Genomic DNA, 15,660 nt, shown 5'->3' on the forward strand with positions numbered 1-15,660 from the left:
AGAAGGACGCCACCCGCGCGATAGGCTCGCGGGGTGGCGTCCTTCTCTTTCGGCAACGGCAATGCGGCCAAGCTGCTCAGGATCCCGTTGTATGCCGTCGGACGCATCGGCACGCTCCTCGTCCCGCGCGGACGTCGCTGGGTCTTCGGGTGCGGTGCGGGCGTCGGCGATGGGGCGCTGGCACTCCAGCGGCACGCCGTCGCCCTCGGTCACGACACGCTCTGGCTCACCTCCTCCGACCGCGAGGACCGGGACGCCGCCGCACTCGGCATCAGGTCCGTCCGCAAGGGCAGCCTGCGAGGCTGGTGGGCGACCGCCCGTGCGGGTGTCCTCGTGGTGACCCACGGCCTCGGCGACGTCAACCGCTACGGCAACGGGGGTGGCTTCCTCATCCAGCTCTGGCACGGGATACCGCTCAAGCGCATCGGACTCGACTCCCCGGCCACGACCCAGGTGCCGTCGGTACCCGGCGCACCGCTGCTGCGTCGTCTCGTGGGGCTCCTGTATCGCGCCGCCGCACGACGGATCCGCGTGCTCCCGGCCGCATCCGATCGCGCACGCGGCCGCCTGGAGTCCGCCTTCGGCCTCGGTGACGGCCGTGTCGTGGTGACGGGGGAGCCCCGGGTCGACGTGCTCTCCGCAGGGTCCCCGGAGCAACGGAGGTCGGCGGCGCGCGCGCTCCTGCGCGGCGTCGTCGGGGAGATTCCGGACGCCGCCCGCACCATCCTGTACGCACCGACCTGGCGCGACGGCGCTCCGGACCCCGCCGTGCCTTCCGCCGCGGAGTGGATCCGGATCCTCCGTGTGCTGGAGGACAACGACGCGATCCTGCTGGTGCGCTCGCACCCGCTGGGCGAGGGCGGATATGCACCGCCGCTGCCCAGCCGCCGGGTCCGCGCGCTGGGCTCCGGCGTGATCTCCGACGTGACCCCCGCGCTGGCCGCCGTCGACGTCCTGGTGACCGATTACTCGTCGCTCGCCTACGACGTCGGCCTCCTGCGCACCCCGGTGCTGTACCTCGCCCCGGACGCGAGGGAGTATGCCCGCACCCGCGGGTTCTACGGCCGATTCGAGGACGTCGCCGGCACCGATGCGGCGACGGACTGGGCGGAGCTGCTCGTGCAGCTCGAGCAGCTGCTCTCCGAGAGCAGGGCGTTCGACGCGGCGTCCGAGCGGTCAGCTACGCTCAGCGCGAGGATGCACGCGCATCGGGACGGGCGCAACACGGAACGCGTCTACCAGGTGATCCGTGCGCGGGGTGTCCCCGCGCCGAAGGGAGCAGTATGACAACGGCCCGCATCGATGACGCAGCAGAGGAGCTGGTCATCGCAGGGACCGGTCAGCGACCGGCGGCGGCCGCGTTGGTCGGCCTGCGAGCGCGGGTCGACGCGCGCATCAGCGGTGGCGGCAAGACGTGGAAGGCCGCGTTCCCCCTCCAGGCCTCGCGCTGGGGAGGGCCGTCCCTGCCGCTGCCCGCGGGGGAGTACGAGCTGCGGATCGCCGACGCCGACCTCGACGAGCTGCGCATCGATCCCGTCGTGCTGACCGGGGTGCGCATCGCGGTCGACGGACGCGACGTCCGCATCGCGGCGCCGATCGACCCGCTGTACGAGACGGCGGAGGGGCGGACCACGCTCGAGGAGCGTTACGTGGCCCAGACCGGCGGCACCGAGAACGCGGTCTTCTTCGAGAGCTTCTACGGCCGCAGCGTCGGCTGCAACCCCCGCGCGATCGATCGGGAGCTCGCGGCCCGGGCTCCGCAGGTGCGTCGGTACTGGAGTGTCGTCGATCTGTCGGTCGAGGTCCCCGAAGGGGCGATCGCCGTCGTCGAAGGCAGCCCGCAGTGGTGGCATGCGCGCGGGGCTGCGCGCCTGCTGGTGGTGAACGACTGGCTGCGCCGCCGGTTCGCCCGCAAGCCCGGACAAAAGGTGCTGCAGACCTGGCACGGCACCCCGCTCAAGCGGCTCGCGCTGCATCGTCCCGGCTTCGACCCGCGACGGATGGCCGCGGTCGTGAAGGAGTCGCGGCGCTGGGACGTGCTGCTGGCGCAGAACACGTACTCGGAGCGCATCCTCCGCAAGGCATATGCGTTCTTCGGACGGCCGATCTGGGTGGACGGCTACCCCCGGAACGATGTCCTCGCCACGGAGGACCCCGCCGCGGTCCGGCAGGCTCTCGGCATCGGTGCGGACGAGCGGGTGCTCCTCTACGCCCCGACGTGGCGTGACGACCGGACGGAGATGGTCGACTTCGTCGATCCGGAGCTCCTGGCACGTCAGGCGAACGCCGTGGTGCTCATGCGAGGGCACTCGCGCACCCTGGAGCAGGGGCGCGACCGTGCCGGGGCGCGGGTCATCGATGTGACCGGCTACCCGGAGACCGCGCGGCTCCTGCTCGCCGCGGACGCCCTGATCACCGACTACTCCTCGGTCATGTTCGACTTCAGCGTCACGGGCAAGCCGATGTACTTCCTGGTGCCGGACCTGGATCACTACCGCGGGCAGCTGCGCGGCTTCTACTTCGACCTCGCCGAGCGTGCCCCGGGTCCGCTGGTGCGCACGCAGGAAGAGCTCGCCGCCGCGCTGGACGATGAGGGCCACGAGGCCGCCTACGCCGCGAGGTACGCGGCCTGGCGCGCGCAGTTCAACACGCGGGACGACGGTCATGCCGCGGAACGCGTGGTCGACCGCATCCTCGATCTGGGCTTCGTGACGCCCTGACCGCCGTTCGCCCCCGCGTCAGGGGAGCGGGGTGTTCTGCGTGCCGAGGCGCGAGGCGTCGACGGTGTCCCGTGCGCCGCGGAGGACGCCGCCGAGGAACCCGAGGCCCCACGCGAGGTGCATGGTCGGGAGGACGAGGAGCGTCCACAGCCGCTGGCGCACGCCTCCGCCGCCGGGCGCCAGCGCGACGGCGAGCACGAGGAGCAGGTACAGGGCGAGCGGCACGTACACGACGAGTCCCGCGATCAGGGAGGCCACCCCGCTGAGCACTCCCGTCAGCTGCAGCACGCCCACCACGAGCGCGAGCGCGACCACGAGGACGAGTGCGGGCGGTGCGAAGTAGCGGATGCCGTTGCGACGGCCGAACCGCCGCACCAGCTCTCCGCGCCACGCTCCGGTCGCCCGGAACTGACGCGCGAGCCGCAGCCAGCTCTCCCGCGGCCAGTACGTGACCGACAGCGAGGGGTCGAACCAGACGCGGTGGCCGGCCTGGCGGATGCGGAGGTTGAGCTCCCAGTCCTCACCGCGTCGGATGGACTCGTCGAACAGTCCGACCTCGTCGAGCACCTCGCGGCGCATCACGCCGAGGTAGGCGGACTCGGCCTCGCCCTCCTGGGAGCTGCCGTGGTAGGCGCCTCCGCCGAGTCCGACGGGGGAGTTGTAGAGACGGGCGACCGCCTTCTGGAAAGGCGTCCGTCCTTCCGCATGCATGACGCCGCCCACGTTGGCGGACCCGGTGCGGTCCAGGGTCTGGAGGGCGCGAGCGGCGTAGCCCGGGGACAGCTCGGAGTGCGCGTCGACGCGGACGATCGTGGCGTAGCGGCTCGCGCGGATCGCGGCGTTCAGGCCGACCGGGATGTGCGCAGCGGGATTCTCGACCAGGCGGATGCGGTCGTCCTTCGCCGCGATCCGCTGTGCGAGTTCCGTGGTGCCGTCGGTCGAGGGGCCGAGCGCGAGCACGAGCTCGGTGGGCACATCGACGTCCTGCGCGAGCACGGACGCGACCGCGTGCTCGAGGTAGGCGCGCTCGTTGAGCACCGGCATCACGAAGGAGACCCCGGTCGGGGGAGTGGCGGACTCATCGGCTGGCACATGACGATCATGGCACGGTGTCCTCCCGCGTTCCCTGAGGGGAAGCGCCTGCGTGGCCGGGCGCGGCCTGCCCGGTCGCTGTGCACAGGCCGGGGAATCCGGCGCGGACGAACTATTCTGGAGGGATGGGTGCATTGTCTGACGCGAAGAAGGCATACCGTCTGCTGAAGCGGGCGCTCGCGTCGCGCACCGCCGTGCAGCGCCTGCGCCGCCGTCTCGCCGAGCGCGAGCCGTTCCCGACCGACCACTTCAAGGTCGCGGTGTACTTCGCCGACGGTGCGGTCAACATGTACCAGATGCGTCAGTGGTACCGCCCGCTCAACGAGCTCGCCCGGCGCTGGCCGGTCGTCGTGCTCTCGCGACAGGCCACCGGCACCGAGAAGCTGCTCGACGAGGACTCGCCGCCCGTCGCGTTCGTGCCGAAGATCCGCGACCTCGAGCGGTTCATCGCGACGCAGGACATCCGCGTCGTGCTGTACGTCAACCAGAACACCCGGAACTTCCAGATGTTCCGGTACGGCCGCCGCTGGCACGTGTTCATCAACCACGGCGAGTCCGACAAGATGTACATGACCACGAACCAGTACAAGGCGTACGACTACGCCCTGGTCGCCGGCCAGGCCGCGAGAGACCGACTGTCGCGCACCCTGTGGGACTACGACGTGGACCGCCGCACCATCGAGATCGGACGTCCGCAGGCCGACCACTACTCGGGCACGCTGCCGTACTCGCCGGACGAGCGCACCGTGGTCCTCTACGCCCCCACCTGGGAGGGCGACCGCCCCAGCGCGCACTACGGGTCGATCGCGACGCACGGCGAAGCCCTGGTCGGTCGTCTACTGGCCACCGGCTCGCACCGGGTGATCTACCGTCCGCACCCGCGCAGCGGTGTGGTCGACGAGGCGTACGGCGCCGCTCACCGCCGGATCCTCGCGGCGATCAATGCGGCGAACGCCGCGGATGCGACCGCCCAGCACATCTACGACGACGGGCCGGAGCTCGGCTGGCAGCTCACGGCCGCCGATGTCGCGGTCGTCGACATCTCGGCGATGGTCTACGACCGGCTCGCCGCGGGGAAGCCGCTGATGATCACGCGGCCGACCGACGAGCAGGCCTCGGTCGACACGCAGGGCTACCTGGCGGACTGCGAGTGGCTCACGGTGGAGGGCGCGCGCGACATCGTCGCGGAGGTCGAGCGCGTGCGCGCCGATGAGGCCGCCATCGCCCGACTGCAGATGTGGGTGCAGCACTACTTCGGCGACACGACGCAGGGCGTGGCGACCGAGAAGTTCCACGCGGCGATCGACGGTCTCATGCAGAAGTGGGAGCACTGGCAGGCACACGAGGTCGGTGCCGTCCGCGAGGACGAGGACGACGACGACGAAGAGGTCGCCGACGACGAGGACGCGTGAGCATGGACTTCCCGCTCGCGAACGGCATCGCTCCCCGGGTGGAGACCGTCGTCAGCACCGGCTCGACGAACGCCGATCTTCGGGAGCACGCGGCTGACGGCGAGGGATGGCCGCACCTCTCGACCCTGATCACGCGCGATCAGACCGCCGGGCGAGGTCGGCTCGATCGCACGTGGATCGCCCCCGCCGGCACCGCTCTGGCCATCTCCGTCCTGCTGCGGTCGCTGCCGAGCGACCCCGCGGCGCGCGGCTGGGTCCCGCTCGCGGCGGGCGTGGCGATGGCTGAGGCCGTCGCAGCGCAGCTCCCCGCGCACGAGGTCTCGGTCAAATGGCCCAACGACGTGCTCGTGGACGGGCGCAAGATCTGCGGCATCCTCGCCGAGGCGACGGCTGAGGCGGTCGTGGTCGGTGCGGGCGTCAACACGGCCATGACGGCCCAGCAGCTTCCCGTCCCGACGGCGACCTCGTTCGCCGCGCTCGGCGTGCGCGTCGACGAGGACAGGCTGGTCGCCGCCTACCTGGACGCGCTCGGCACCCACCTGGCGGCGCTCGTCGCGACCGGTGACGCCACCGCGAGCGGCCTGCACGACGCCGTGACGGCACGCTGCTCGACCCTCGGACAGCAGGTCCGGGTGTCGCTGCCGGCCGGGCGCACCCTCGAGGGGACAGCCGCCGCGCTCGATGCGGAGGGGCGCCTGCTGGTGAGCGTCGCCGGCGTCGAACACGCGATCTCCGCCGGCGACGTGGTGCACGTGCGCCCCGCCGGAAGCTGACACGCCGTCGCACGGCCGGCTTTGTCGCAGATCACAGGCACAATGGTGGGGTGACCCAGCCTGTGACGCTCGGCGGACGGCCCCTGATGCCGCCGCCCGGTACGCCCTCGGAGGAGTTGCTGATCGCGCGCTTCCGGAGTCATGCGCGACGGCTGTTCTGGTCCGCGCTCGTGCTCATCGCGGCCTTCGGGGCGACGGCCTACTTCTACGGCAACCTGCCGGCCGGGTTCGAGAACTGGATGCTCTTCGCCGCCGCCGGGGGTCTCGTACTGCTCGCGGTCGTGATCCCGTTCGTGGTCTGGTACTCCCGGAGCACCACCGTGACGACCAGGCGCGTCATCGCCCGAGAGGGTGTGGGCGCGCATCGGCGTCGGGAGATGTCGCATGCCCGGGGCTACACGATCGCGGTTCGCCGCGGCCCTCTGCAGCGGCTCTGGGGCACGGGCACCATCACCCTGTCCAACGGCGTGGATGCGCCTCTCCGACTCGCGAACGTGCCGAACGTGACCCTCGTCCACGAGACTCTCGCCGACCAGATCGAGGTCGGTCAGATCCTGGCGCATCGCGATGCCCAGTCCGGTGGGGACGATCCCGCCTCGATGTGAACCCCCTCCGTGCTCGTCGGCCGCGTCGGTCGGCCGGATGCCGGAGCATGTCGATTCCGCCCGCGTCGGTGCGGGAGAATGGGGGCAGACGAATGGAGGCGGCATATGGCGCTGCGTGTTGGCGTGATCGGCGGAGGACAGCTGGCCCGGATGATGATCGCTCCGGCGGTCGAGCTCGGCCTCGATCTGCGAGTGCTCGCCGAGGATGAGGGGATGTCCGCCGGACTCGCGGCCACCGCGGTCGGCGACTACCGCGACCTCGAGACCGTGCGCGCCTTCGTCGCCGACGTGGACGTCGTCACATTCGACCACGAGCACGTGCCGCAGGAGGTGCTGCGTGCGCTCGTCGCCGACGGCGTGGTCGTGCACCCGGGACCGGATGCCCTCCAGTACGCACAGGACAAGCTCGTGATGCGCGCGCGCCTCGCCGAACTCGGCGTGCCGCAGCCGGACTGGGCAGCCGTGCGCAGCGTCGCCGAGCTGCAGGCCTTCCTCGACGCGCATGCCGGCGCCGGCGTGGTGAAGACGCCGCGAGGCGGCTACGACGGCAAGGGCGTGCGGGTCGTGCGGGCGGCAGAGGATGCCCAGGACTGGCTCGACGCGCTCGACGGCGGCGACGCGCTCCTGGTCGAGGAGCTCGTCCCGTTCGTGCGCGAGCTCGCCCAGCAGGTGGCCCGTCGTCCGAGTGGCGACATCGTCGCGTATCCGGTGGTCGAGACGGTGCAGCGCGACGGGGTGTGCGCGGAGGTCATCGCGCCGGCCCCGGCCGCCGCCGAGCGTCTCGTGGAGGTCGCGGAGGGGATCGGTCGTGCCATCGCCGAGGGTCTCGGCGTGACCGGGATGCTCGCCGTCGAGCTGTTCGAGACCGACGACGAGCGCATCCTCGTGAACGAGCTCGCGATGCGGCCGCACAACAGCGGGCACTGGAGCCAGGACGGCGCCGTGACCGGCCAGTTCGAGCAGCACCTGCGCGCGGTCGCCGACCTTCCCCTGGGCAGCACCGCGCCGCGCGCGGCCTGGTCCGTGATGGTGAACATCCTCGGCGGACCGACCGACGGCACGCTCGAGGAGCGTTTCGGCGCCGCGATGGCGGAGCACCCGCAGGCGAAGATCCACACCTACGGAAAGGCACCGCGACCCGGTCGCAAGGTGGGGCACGTCAACGTCGCGGACGACGACCTCGACGACGCCGTGTACGTCGCGCGAGCCACCGCCGCGCATTTCCTCTGATCCGGCGCCCCGTGACCCGGCTCGGCGAGACGACACATGCGCGTCAAGAGGCGTGCCGTTCGGGGGTTCTCCCAGCGGTAGACCGTACCCTGATCTGGTGACCGAGCCACTGCACTCCTCCGCCGATCCTCTGGTCGGCGTCGTCATGGGATCCGACTCCGACTGGCGGGTCATGAGCGACGCGTCTCAGGCGCTCACGGACTTCGGCATCCCGCACGAGGTGGAGGTCGTCTCGGCGCACCGCACACCCGACAAGCTCATGTCCTACGCGCGTGAGGCGCGGGCCCGCGGAATCCGCGTCATCATCGCCGGCGCCGGGGGAGCGGCCCACCTTCCGGGCATGCTCGCCTCGATGACGCCGCTCCCGGTGGTGGGCGTCCCGGTGCCCCTCGCGTATCTCGACGGCATGGACTCCCTGCTCTCGATCGTGCAGATGCCCGCCGGCATCCCGGTCGCAACCGTCTCCATCGGGGGAGCGCGCAATGCGGGCCTCCTCGCCGCGCGCATCCTCGGAACCGCGGACGACGACCTCGCCGACCGCGTCGAAGCGTATGCGCGCGATCTCGAGGCTCAGGTCGAGGCGAAGAACGAACGGCTGAAGGCGTCACTGTGACCCTTGCGCCTCCGCGCGCAACACAGCGCCCGCTCATCGAGTCCCGGCCGCTGCGGCACCCGGACTCCTCCGACGCGGGGACGATGGTCAAGCGGGGGTGGTGGCTCGTCGCCCTGAACGTCCTCCTCCCCGGATCGGCGCAGGTGCTCGCGGGCAACCGTCGGCTCGGGCGGTTCGGACTCGGTGCGACGCTGTTCGCGTGGTTCCTCGTGATCGTGGCCGCAGGACTCGCCCTCTTCGCGCGACCGGTCCTGCTGTGGATCACGATCGGCGGGGGCTTCTTCTCCGCCGCGGTCCTCACGATCGTCCAGGTGCTGCTCTTCGGCTACGTGGTGCTCTGGATCGTGCTGACCTTCGATGCCCTGCGGCTCGTGCGGCTGGTGAAGGTTCCCGGACTGTCGCGCCTCGCCATCCCCGTGGTGGCACTCGTGCTGCTGGGCCTCGTCGGCGGCGGGACCGCCTATGCGGCCACCGCCGTGGGGTCGGTGCGGAGCACCCTCGGTGCGATCTTCGGGCAGAGCGGCCCGAGTGTGGAGCCGAGCGACGGCTACTACAACATCCTGCTCCTCGGCGCGGACAGCGGTGACGGTCGTGACTCGATGCGATTCGACAGCATCTCCGTCGTGTCGGTGAACGCCGACACCGGAGCGGTCACGATCACCGGCATCCCGCGCGAGCTCCCGAACGCACCGTTCAGCGACGGCAGCCCGATGCAGGAGCTGTACCCGAACGGCTTCGAAGGCCACGCCTCGTCCACCTGCGGGTGGAACGGCTGGATGAACCACGTGCGCAACGCTGCGGAGGTCTGTCGGGAGGACGGGGGGACGGGGCTCTACCCCGATGCCGTCGCCCATGGGTCCGATCCCGGGATCGAGGCGACGAAGGACGCCGCCGAAGGGGTCCTCGGGATCGAGATCCCCTACTACGTCTTCGTCGACATGCACGGCTTCGCCGAGCTCGTCGACGCTCTGGGCGGCGTCGAGATCGACGCCACGGAGCGCCTGCCCAAGGGTGGACCGCCGGAGGGGTGGACCGGCACCGATGTGAACGAGTGGGCGATCGGCTGGATCGAGCCCGGCAAGCAGCACATGGACGGCGACACCGCCCAGTGGTACGCCCGGTCGCGATACACGACCAGCGACTGGGATCGGATGAAGCGTCAGCGACAGCTGCAGGAGGCGATCCTCGCCCAGTTCACGCCGCAGACCGTGCTGACGCGGTTCAACGAGGTGGCGGCGGCCGGGACGGCGCTGATCAGCACGGACCTGCCCTCCGACAAGCTGCCGGAGTTCTTCGATCTGATGCTCAAGGCCAAGGAGCAGAAGGTCACGACGATCGAGCTCACCCCGGACTCCGGAGTGGACGAGCACCAGCCGGACTACGGATTCATCCACGACATGATCCAGCAGGCGCTGCACCCGCCGACGGAGACACCCACTCCCGCACCGTGACCGCGTGAGCGCCGGGTCTGCCGACCGCCCTCGGGGCGGGGTGCATCCGGGATCTCACCGCGCACGTACCGCCGCACGCACGTACCGCCGCACGCACGACAAAGCCGTACGCACGACAAAGCCCACGGCTGTCACCTGCGAGGGAGGGACAGCCGTGGGCTTCCGGTGTTGTCACCGGATGCACCAGACGACGGTGATCGGAGGGGGAGGGATCACCGTCGTCCAGTCGACCACCGCGCGAGGCGGCAGCCGAACCTAGGCGCGCTTGCGGCGAGAGGCTCCGACCGCGACCAGTGCGCCACCGGCGACGAGTGCCGCGGCACCGCCACCGAGGATCCACGGCGAGACGCTTCCACCGGTGAGCGCGAGCTCGAATCCGTCGCCCGTGAGCGGCAGCTCGGCACCTGCAGGTGCGACAGCAGGGTCGTGGTCGCAGGTCGAGGCGGCGTCGTGGCCGTGCGACACGGTGATCGTGGCGGTGTACGAGCGCGAGCCACCGAAGGCGATGGCGTAGGAGCCCTCTCCGTCAGACGGCGGGCGGAAGGTGAGCGTCAGGCTGCCGTCCGTGGCGGCGGTGTTGCCCGACACAGCGGCGTTCCCGGCGTTGAGGCCGGAGACCGAGACGTTCACGTTCTCGGATGGGAGGAAGTACCCCGGTCCGAACACGATCGTCGAGACCTCGCAGATGTCGATGATCGGATCTCCGACCTTGACGCCAGGAGGCGACGGGTAGGAGTCGGACGACGACGGAGCCGGTGCAGACGGCGCGGCGGTGGCGACGGCAGGCGCAGCAAGAACGAGCGCGCCGGCGGCAAGGCTGATGGCAGCCAGTTTCTTCAGCATGATTTCTCCCCAGAATTTCACGCGGAATCGCCTTCGAACACACCCCTGCGTTCGACTGCGTGGTGTCTTCCTGCCCCCACGGCAGAATTGCAGACACCAGATATTCCCCAGTGAGTCGACAGTACCCTATCGGGCGGGGAAAGTCACGACGCGCACTGAAGTGTGTCGCGCGTGATCTTCGGACCCTCGATGAGCGGCGTGTGCAGCACCTCGGTGAGGCGCTCTCCCGCTCCGGAGCCGGCGAACTCGAGCGTGATCGTGGTCGACTCGCCGGGGGCGAGGGACACCTCGTGCTGCACCACGGAACGGTCGCCGAGCATCGCTGTCTGCACGCCTTCTTCGGCGCCGTCACGGTCGATGTGAGAGGGTGTCGCGCCCTCCGGGCCGTAGATGGCGATCAGTGTCCGCACCGTCCCGGCCGGCACCCCGTACACGCCGTCGCCCGTGACGTAGCCCGGCAGCGAGGTGGCCGCATCGGAGGACGCCGTGTTCTTCCAGGTCACCCGCACCTGAGTGGTCGGGGAGCCCTGGCACGTCCCGACGGCGGTCGTGATCGACGCGCGGGTGTAGTAGTCCATCTTGCCGCCGGTGCCGTCGTTGATCAGGACGCCCACGTACGTCGCGTCGGCGCTGTCCCGGGGGATCGTGCCGCCCAGGGCGGAGGACGCGAGCAGCGCCTCCTCGTCCTCGTGGGCGCTCCAGATGCGGATCCGCCCCTCGCCCGCGGCGTCGGCCATCGCGCCGATCAGGGCCTTCGGGTCTCCGCCGGTCAGGGCGGAGCTGAACAGGGCCGCCGCAGCCTTCGCGAAGATCTGGTCCTGTACCGCCGGGTCGGGGACCGCGGCGTAGATCTCGGAGAGAAGGATGTCGGTCACGGTGTCGGAGGTGGCGGTGAACGGGCCGAACGAGAGGTCGCCCGTCACCTTCATGAGGTGCCTCGCGACGACGGCGTCCACCGCGATGACGCCGTCGACGGTCCCGCCGAACCGGCCCTCCCAGCGTGCCGCGACGGTCTCGCCGGCCTCGGCGAAGTCCGGGATGCTGGTGATGTTCTGGAGGTAGCGTCCTGGACGATCTTCGAACAGGGCGATCGTCGAATCGCTGAGCGGCAGAGCCTTGTCGAGCGGCGGGAAGTCGCGCGTCGAGGCCTGCTTCTGCAGGGTGATCCGCCCGTTCTCGGCGTGGAGGAGGGCGATCGAGCCGATGATGCCGCCGGAGGAGCGCAGCTCCGCGTTGTTCTGCATCGCCAGGACGTAGTTGCGCGGTCCTTCGCCGCCGAGCATGGTCGGAAGCAGCACGGCCGCCCCGTGGAGCGAACCGACCGCGGTCGCCGCCTGAGTCACCGCCGATCGCATCTCGCCGATCGCGCCGGCGAGAGGGGGAAGGGTGGCATCGGCGTCGATGCGCCGGGCCTGTCGCTGTGCGGCGTCGAGGGCGGTGCTCGCGGTGCCGAGCGGCTTCTCGATGGCGGCGAACGGCTCGAGGTCGACGGCGCCGTTGCTGAACCCGAGACCGGCCAGATCCAGTCCGCCCGCCACATCGAGGAGGGGCGTGAGGGCGTCCTGCGAGACGTCGTCGGCGATCGCGGCGATCTCGCTCACGGCCCGGAAGTTCGGCCCCAGCCACGGGACCGCACCGAACGCGGCCCAGACGGGGTCAGAGGTGAGGTCTTCCGCGGAGGCTGCGTTGCGGGCGATGCTCTCGGCGATCGGCTTGGCGCCTTCGAGGTCGCCGGCCGCGATCGACGACTTGAGCTGCGACGCCCCCTTGGCCACGTGCTGGAGGTTCGTGACAGCACCGATGCCGCGGACCGTCACCCAGCCGATCGCGATGATGAGAAGCGACAGCAGGATGCCGATGGTCCACCCGATCCATCGGCGCCGGACGGGAAGTCGACCATCGCTCACCCGAGCATTCAAGCATGAACCCCTGCGCCGGTGGTGGGGGAAATCTGTGGGAACGCTGACATTCGTGGGGCGCGTGCGGCGCGCTCCGCGGCGGAGTGACGCGGCGAGGATAGCCTGAGCGCATGGGTGCTCGGCTGCGTGTTGTTCTGGATCAGCTCGTGCAGGTCGTCGACCCCGACCAGGCCTCGGCGTCGGTCGACCTGGTGGCGGGACTCGTCGCCACGGCGCCGTCGGGGTGTGCGGTGGATGCCATCGTCACCGCGGGAGCCGAGGTGCCGGTACCGGGCATCGAGGACGTGCGGACGCTCGCGCTCGGCAGGCGTGAGATCGCGGCCTCCTGGCAGCTCGGGATCGCCCCCGGCGTCGGCGGCGGCCTCATCCACTCGCCGACACTGATGGCACCGCTCGTGCGGCACGATCGCGTGCACGACAACGACCAGACGACCGTGACGCTGTGGGACCTGCGGGCCTGGGATGCACCGGAGGCGCTGTCGAAGAGCGCGGTGGCGTGGCAGCGCGCCATGCTCCGGCGCGCGGTGAAGCACGCCGATGCCGTGGTCGTGCCGTCGCACGCGGTCGCCGAGCGTCTGGCCGAGCTCGTGAAGCTCGGGGGGCGGATCCGGGTGATCGCGGGTGCCGCGCCGCGGTCGTTCGCGGTTCCGACCGATGCCACGGCACGCCGTGAGGTGCTCGGACTGCCGGAGGAATACGTGGTGCTGGCCGGTTCGCCGACGACGCTCGCCGAGGGATTCCGAGGTGCGCTCGCCGCCGGGGTCGATGCGGTCGTGCTCGATGCGCCGGAGGGTGCGGAGCCGCGCCTGGTGGAGATCGCCTCCGCCGCCGGGCTGCCGGAGCGGAGGGCGCACGTCCGTGGCGCGCTGTCCCCGGCGGACCGGGCCTCGGCCCTCGCCGGCGCTTCGGCTTTCGTGTCGACCGATCCCGTGGCGGGGTGGCCGTGGCGTGCGGTCGAGGCGATGACGGTCGGGACGCCGGTGGTCGCGGTCGAGAGCGGGTCGCACTGCGACGTCCTCGCCGACGGCGGGATGCTGGTGCCGGCGGAGGGCATCGCGGAAGCTGTCGCCGACGCGGCGGGCGCCTCGTCGGCACGGCTGCGGGTGCTCGCCGCCGACAGGTCCCGGGCCTTCTCCTGGGCGAGCTCGGCGGAGCGTCTGTGGGGGCTGCATGCCGACCTGTGAGCGGCTGAGAACAACCTGCGCATCGGCGCGACACGCCGAAATCTTGTCGCGTAACCAGCGCAACAGTGGCATCATCCTGCAACTTCCGTCACACTGGTCACATGTCTCGACGTGCCCCACGCTCGCGAAACACCCTGAGGACCTCCCCACTCCTCATCTGTTTCCTCGCTGTCTCCGCCCTGGTGATCGGAACGGTGGCGCCTGCCGCCGCCGCCCAAGCCTCCGTCTCCCCGGCTCCGGCGGCCGCCACCGGCGCCGTCGCGGGTCCCGTCGAGACAGGGATCGTGAAGAGCACCCTCGTCGGGTTCAATGCGGGCAACCTCATCAGCGACGCCGTGTTCACCGACAAGAGCACGATGACCGAGGCGCAGATCCAGACGTTCTTCAACAGCAAGGTGTCTCGCTGCCTGGGCGGCCGAGACGAGAACAACGAGGCGATCGTCTGCCTCAAGGACTTCAAGATGACCACGGTCACCCGGCCGGCGGATGCCTACTGCTCGGGGTACAAGGGCGCTGCCAACGAGTCCGCGGCACGCATCATCTATCGCGTGTCGCAGGCGTGCGACATCAACCCGCAGGTGCTCATCGTGATGCTCCAGAAGGAGCAGGGCCTCATCACCCACACCTGGCCGAGCGCATGGCGTTACCGCATCGCCCTCGGACAGGGGTGCCCGGACACCGCACCGTGCGACCCGAACTTCATCGGCTTCTTCCACCAGATCTACGGCGCCGCACGCCAGATGCAGATCTACATGGAGGGCAAGTGGTTCCAGTGGTACGCCCCGGGCAAGACCTGGAACATCCTGTACAACCCGAAGGCGTCCTGTGGCTCGTCGCCGGTGTACATCGCGAACAAGGCGACGTCGGCGCTCTACTACTACACGCCTTACCAGCCCAACGCGGCCGCTCTGCGGGCCGGCTACGGCGAGGGTGACGGCTGCTCGGCATACGGCAACCGGAACTTCTACAACTACTTCACGGACTGGTTCGGTGCGACGAAGTACAGCGTCACCGGTGCGATCGCGACCGCATGGAACGCCCAGGGCGGCGCGACGGGTCGCTACGGCCAGCCGACGGGCAATGCCGTCTACGTCGCCGCCAATGGAGGCGGCTACGTGCAGCAGTTCGAGAAGGGGACGATCTGGAAGCCGGCGTCCTCCTCGCACGCCTATCCCATGAGCACCGGTCCCTTCCGGGCGAACTACCTCGCTGCCGGAGGCGAGAAGGGGTCCTGGGGCTGGCCGACGGCCGACGCCGTGTGCCAGCTCGCCGGAGGCGGATGCAAGATGACGCTGCAGAAGGGGACCGTCTACTACTCGGCCGCTTCGGGTTCCGTGCTCGTGCCTACCGCCTTCGCGGCTCTCTATGAGACGCTCGGCGCCGAGTCGAGTCGCTTCGGATATCCGACGAAGGCAGCGATCGCAGGCCCGGAGGCCGGCTTCGAGCAGACCTTCCAGAACGGCGTGATCGTCTACTCGCCCGCCACTCGCCTCGTGGAGGTCAGCGGCCCGTTCCTCACCTTCTGGCGGGCAGCCGGAGGCGTGAACAGTGTCTACGGATATCCGAAGACAGCCGTCCTGGCCGTCAGCGCCGGCGGCGGCGGACAGGTGCAGGAGTACACGAAGGGCAAGATCTGGTCGTCTCCTGCCGGGGCGTTCGGGCTCAAGGCCGGAGGGATGCTCACCGACTATCTCGCCGCGGGCGGGGAAGCCGGTACGTGGGGCTGGCCCACCTCGGCACAGGATTGCACGCTCGCCGGTGGTGGGTGCGCGATGACGTTCCAGAAGGGTGTGGTCGGCTGGTCGGCGGCGACGGGCT

General features: G+C 70.5%; 13 protein-coding genes. 10 read left to right on the plus strand and 3 right to left on the minus strand.

Annotated features, from left to right (window positions below; genetic code table 11):
• The first annotated feature begins 33 nt into the window (after positions 1–33).
• Complete coding sequence (locus tag AC07VM_RS18455; protein WP_494912674.1) at positions 34–1,287, plus strand: CDP-glycerol glycerophosphotransferase family protein; 1,254 nt, start codon at positions 34–36, stop codon at positions 1,285–1,287.
• Entirely contained in the window at positions 1,284–2,720 is a 1,437-nt protein-coding gene (locus AC07VM_RS18460; protein ID WP_494912676.1) for a CDP-glycerol glycerophosphotransferase family protein, read from the plus strand. Before AC07VM_RS18455 ends, AC07VM_RS18460 begins: the two co-directional genes overlap by 4 nt.
• A gap of 18 nt (positions 2,721–2,738) precedes the next feature.
• On the opposite strand, the gene AC07VM_RS18465 is transcribed toward AC07VM_RS18460, so the two are convergent.
• Positions 2,739–3,812 carry a glycosyltransferase family 2 protein gene (locus AC07VM_RS18465; RefSeq protein ID WP_494912677.1) on the minus strand — a complete coding sequence of 358 codons (1,074 nt, stop codon included), beginning with the start codon at positions 3,810–3,812 and terminating at the stop codon, positions 2,739–2,741.
• Positions 3,813–3,937: 125 nt separating this feature from the next.
• Between AC07VM_RS18465 and AC07VM_RS18470 the strand changes: the two genes are divergently transcribed.
• From AC07VM_RS18470 to AC07VM_RS18495, 6 genes are all read left to right on the plus strand, one after another.
• Positions 3,938–5,224: a CDP-glycerol glycerophosphotransferase family protein gene (locus AC07VM_RS18470; protein WP_494912678.1), complete on the plus strand. Its 1,287-nt coding sequence runs from the start codon at positions 3,938–3,940 to the stop codon at positions 5,222–5,224.
• 2 nt (positions 5,225–5,226) lie between these two features.
• The gene (locus tag AC07VM_RS18475) at positions 5,227–5,997 is read left to right on the plus strand and encodes a biotin--[acetyl-CoA-carboxylase] ligase (RefSeq protein ID WP_494912769.1); all 771 of its coding nucleotides are present in this window, start codon (positions 5,227–5,229) and stop codon (positions 5,995–5,997) included.
• A gap of 50 nt (positions 5,998–6,047) precedes the next feature.
• Positions 6,048–6,602 carry a PH domain-containing protein gene (locus AC07VM_RS18480; protein WP_416383334.1) on the plus strand — a complete coding sequence of 185 codons (555 nt, stop codon included), beginning with the start codon at positions 6,048–6,050 and terminating at the stop codon, positions 6,600–6,602.
• A gap of 105 nt (positions 6,603–6,707) precedes the next feature.
• Positions 6,708–7,832, plus strand: a complete 1,125-nt coding sequence (locus tag AC07VM_RS18485; RefSeq protein WP_494912680.1) for a 5-(carboxyamino)imidazole ribonucleotide synthase — start codon at positions 6,708–6,710, stop codon at positions 7,830–7,832.
• A gap of 145 nt (positions 7,833–7,977) precedes the next feature.
• Complete coding sequence (purE, locus tag AC07VM_RS18490; RefSeq protein WP_267418528.1) at positions 7,978–8,445, plus strand: 5-(carboxyamino)imidazole ribonucleotide mutase; 468 nt, start codon at positions 7,978–7,980, stop codon at positions 8,443–8,445.
• A complete protein-coding gene (locus AC07VM_RS18495; protein ID WP_494912682.1) occupies positions 8,442–9,896 on the plus strand; it encodes an LCP family protein in 1,455 nt (484 codons plus the stop codon). The genes purE and AC07VM_RS18495 overlap by 4 nt, the downstream gene beginning before the upstream one ends.
• Positions 9,897–10,151: 255 nt before the next feature.
• Here the strand turns inward: AC07VM_RS18495 and AC07VM_RS18500 are convergent, their stop codons facing one another.
• Both AC07VM_RS18500 and AC07VM_RS18505 read right to left on the minus strand, forming a co-directional pair.
• Entirely contained in the window at positions 10,152–10,739 is a 588-nt protein-coding gene (locus AC07VM_RS18500; RefSeq protein WP_494912684.1) for an LAVTG motif-containing sortase-dependent surface protein, read from the minus strand.
• 143 nt (positions 10,740–10,882) lie between these two features.
• Positions 10,883–12,646, minus strand: coding sequence for a DUF4012 domain-containing protein (locus tag AC07VM_RS18505; RefSeq protein WP_494912686.1), 1,764 nt, complete (start codon positions 12,644–12,646; stop codon positions 10,883–10,885).
• Between the two features lie 122 nt (positions 12,647–12,768).
• Between AC07VM_RS18505 and AC07VM_RS18510 the strand changes: the two genes are divergently transcribed.
• Together AC07VM_RS18510 and AC07VM_RS18515 are read left to right on the plus strand one after the other, a co-directional pair.
• Positions 12,769–13,842: a glycosyltransferase gene (locus tag AC07VM_RS18510; RefSeq protein WP_494912687.1), complete on the plus strand. Its 1,074-nt coding sequence runs from the start codon at positions 12,769–12,771 to the stop codon at positions 13,840–13,842.
• Between the two features lie 284 nt (positions 13,843–14,126).
• The coding region (locus tag AC07VM_RS18515) for an LGFP repeat-containing protein (protein ID WP_494912688.1) at positions 14,127–15,660 on the plus strand (1,534 nt) is incomplete at its 3' end.

The sequence above is a fragment of the Microbacterium sp. GW821-FHT01D02 genome, assembly GCF_059422585.1.

Excerpts from the sequence above, each read along its gene's own strand:
- AC07VM_RS18500 (WP_494912684.1), bottom strand. The coding sequence starts at position 10,739 with ATGCTGAAGAAACTGGCTGCCATCAGCCTTGCCGCCGGCGCGCTCGTT.
- AC07VM_RS18510 (WP_494912687.1), top strand. The coding sequence starts at position 12,769 with ATGGGTGCTCGGCTGCGTGTTGTTCTGGATCAGCTCGTGCAGGTCGTC.
- AC07VM_RS18475 (WP_494912769.1), top strand. The coding sequence starts at position 5,227 with ATGGACTTCCCGCTCGCGAACGGCATCGCTCCCCGGGTGGAGACCGTC.
- AC07VM_RS18485 (WP_494912680.1), top strand. The coding sequence starts at position 6,708 with ATGGCGCTGCGTGTTGGCGTGATCGGCGGAGGACAGCTGGCCCGGATG.
- purE (WP_267418528.1), top strand. The coding sequence starts at position 7,978 with ATGGGATCCGACTCCGACTGGCGGGTCATGAGCGACGCGTCTCAGGCG.
- AC07VM_RS18470 (WP_494912678.1), top strand. The coding sequence starts at position 3,938 with ATGGGTGCATTGTCTGACGCGAAGAAGGCATACCGTCTGCTGAAGCGG.
- AC07VM_RS18460 (WP_494912676.1), top strand. The coding sequence starts at position 1,284 with ATGACAACGGCCCGCATCGATGACGCAGCAGAGGAGCTGGTCATCGCA.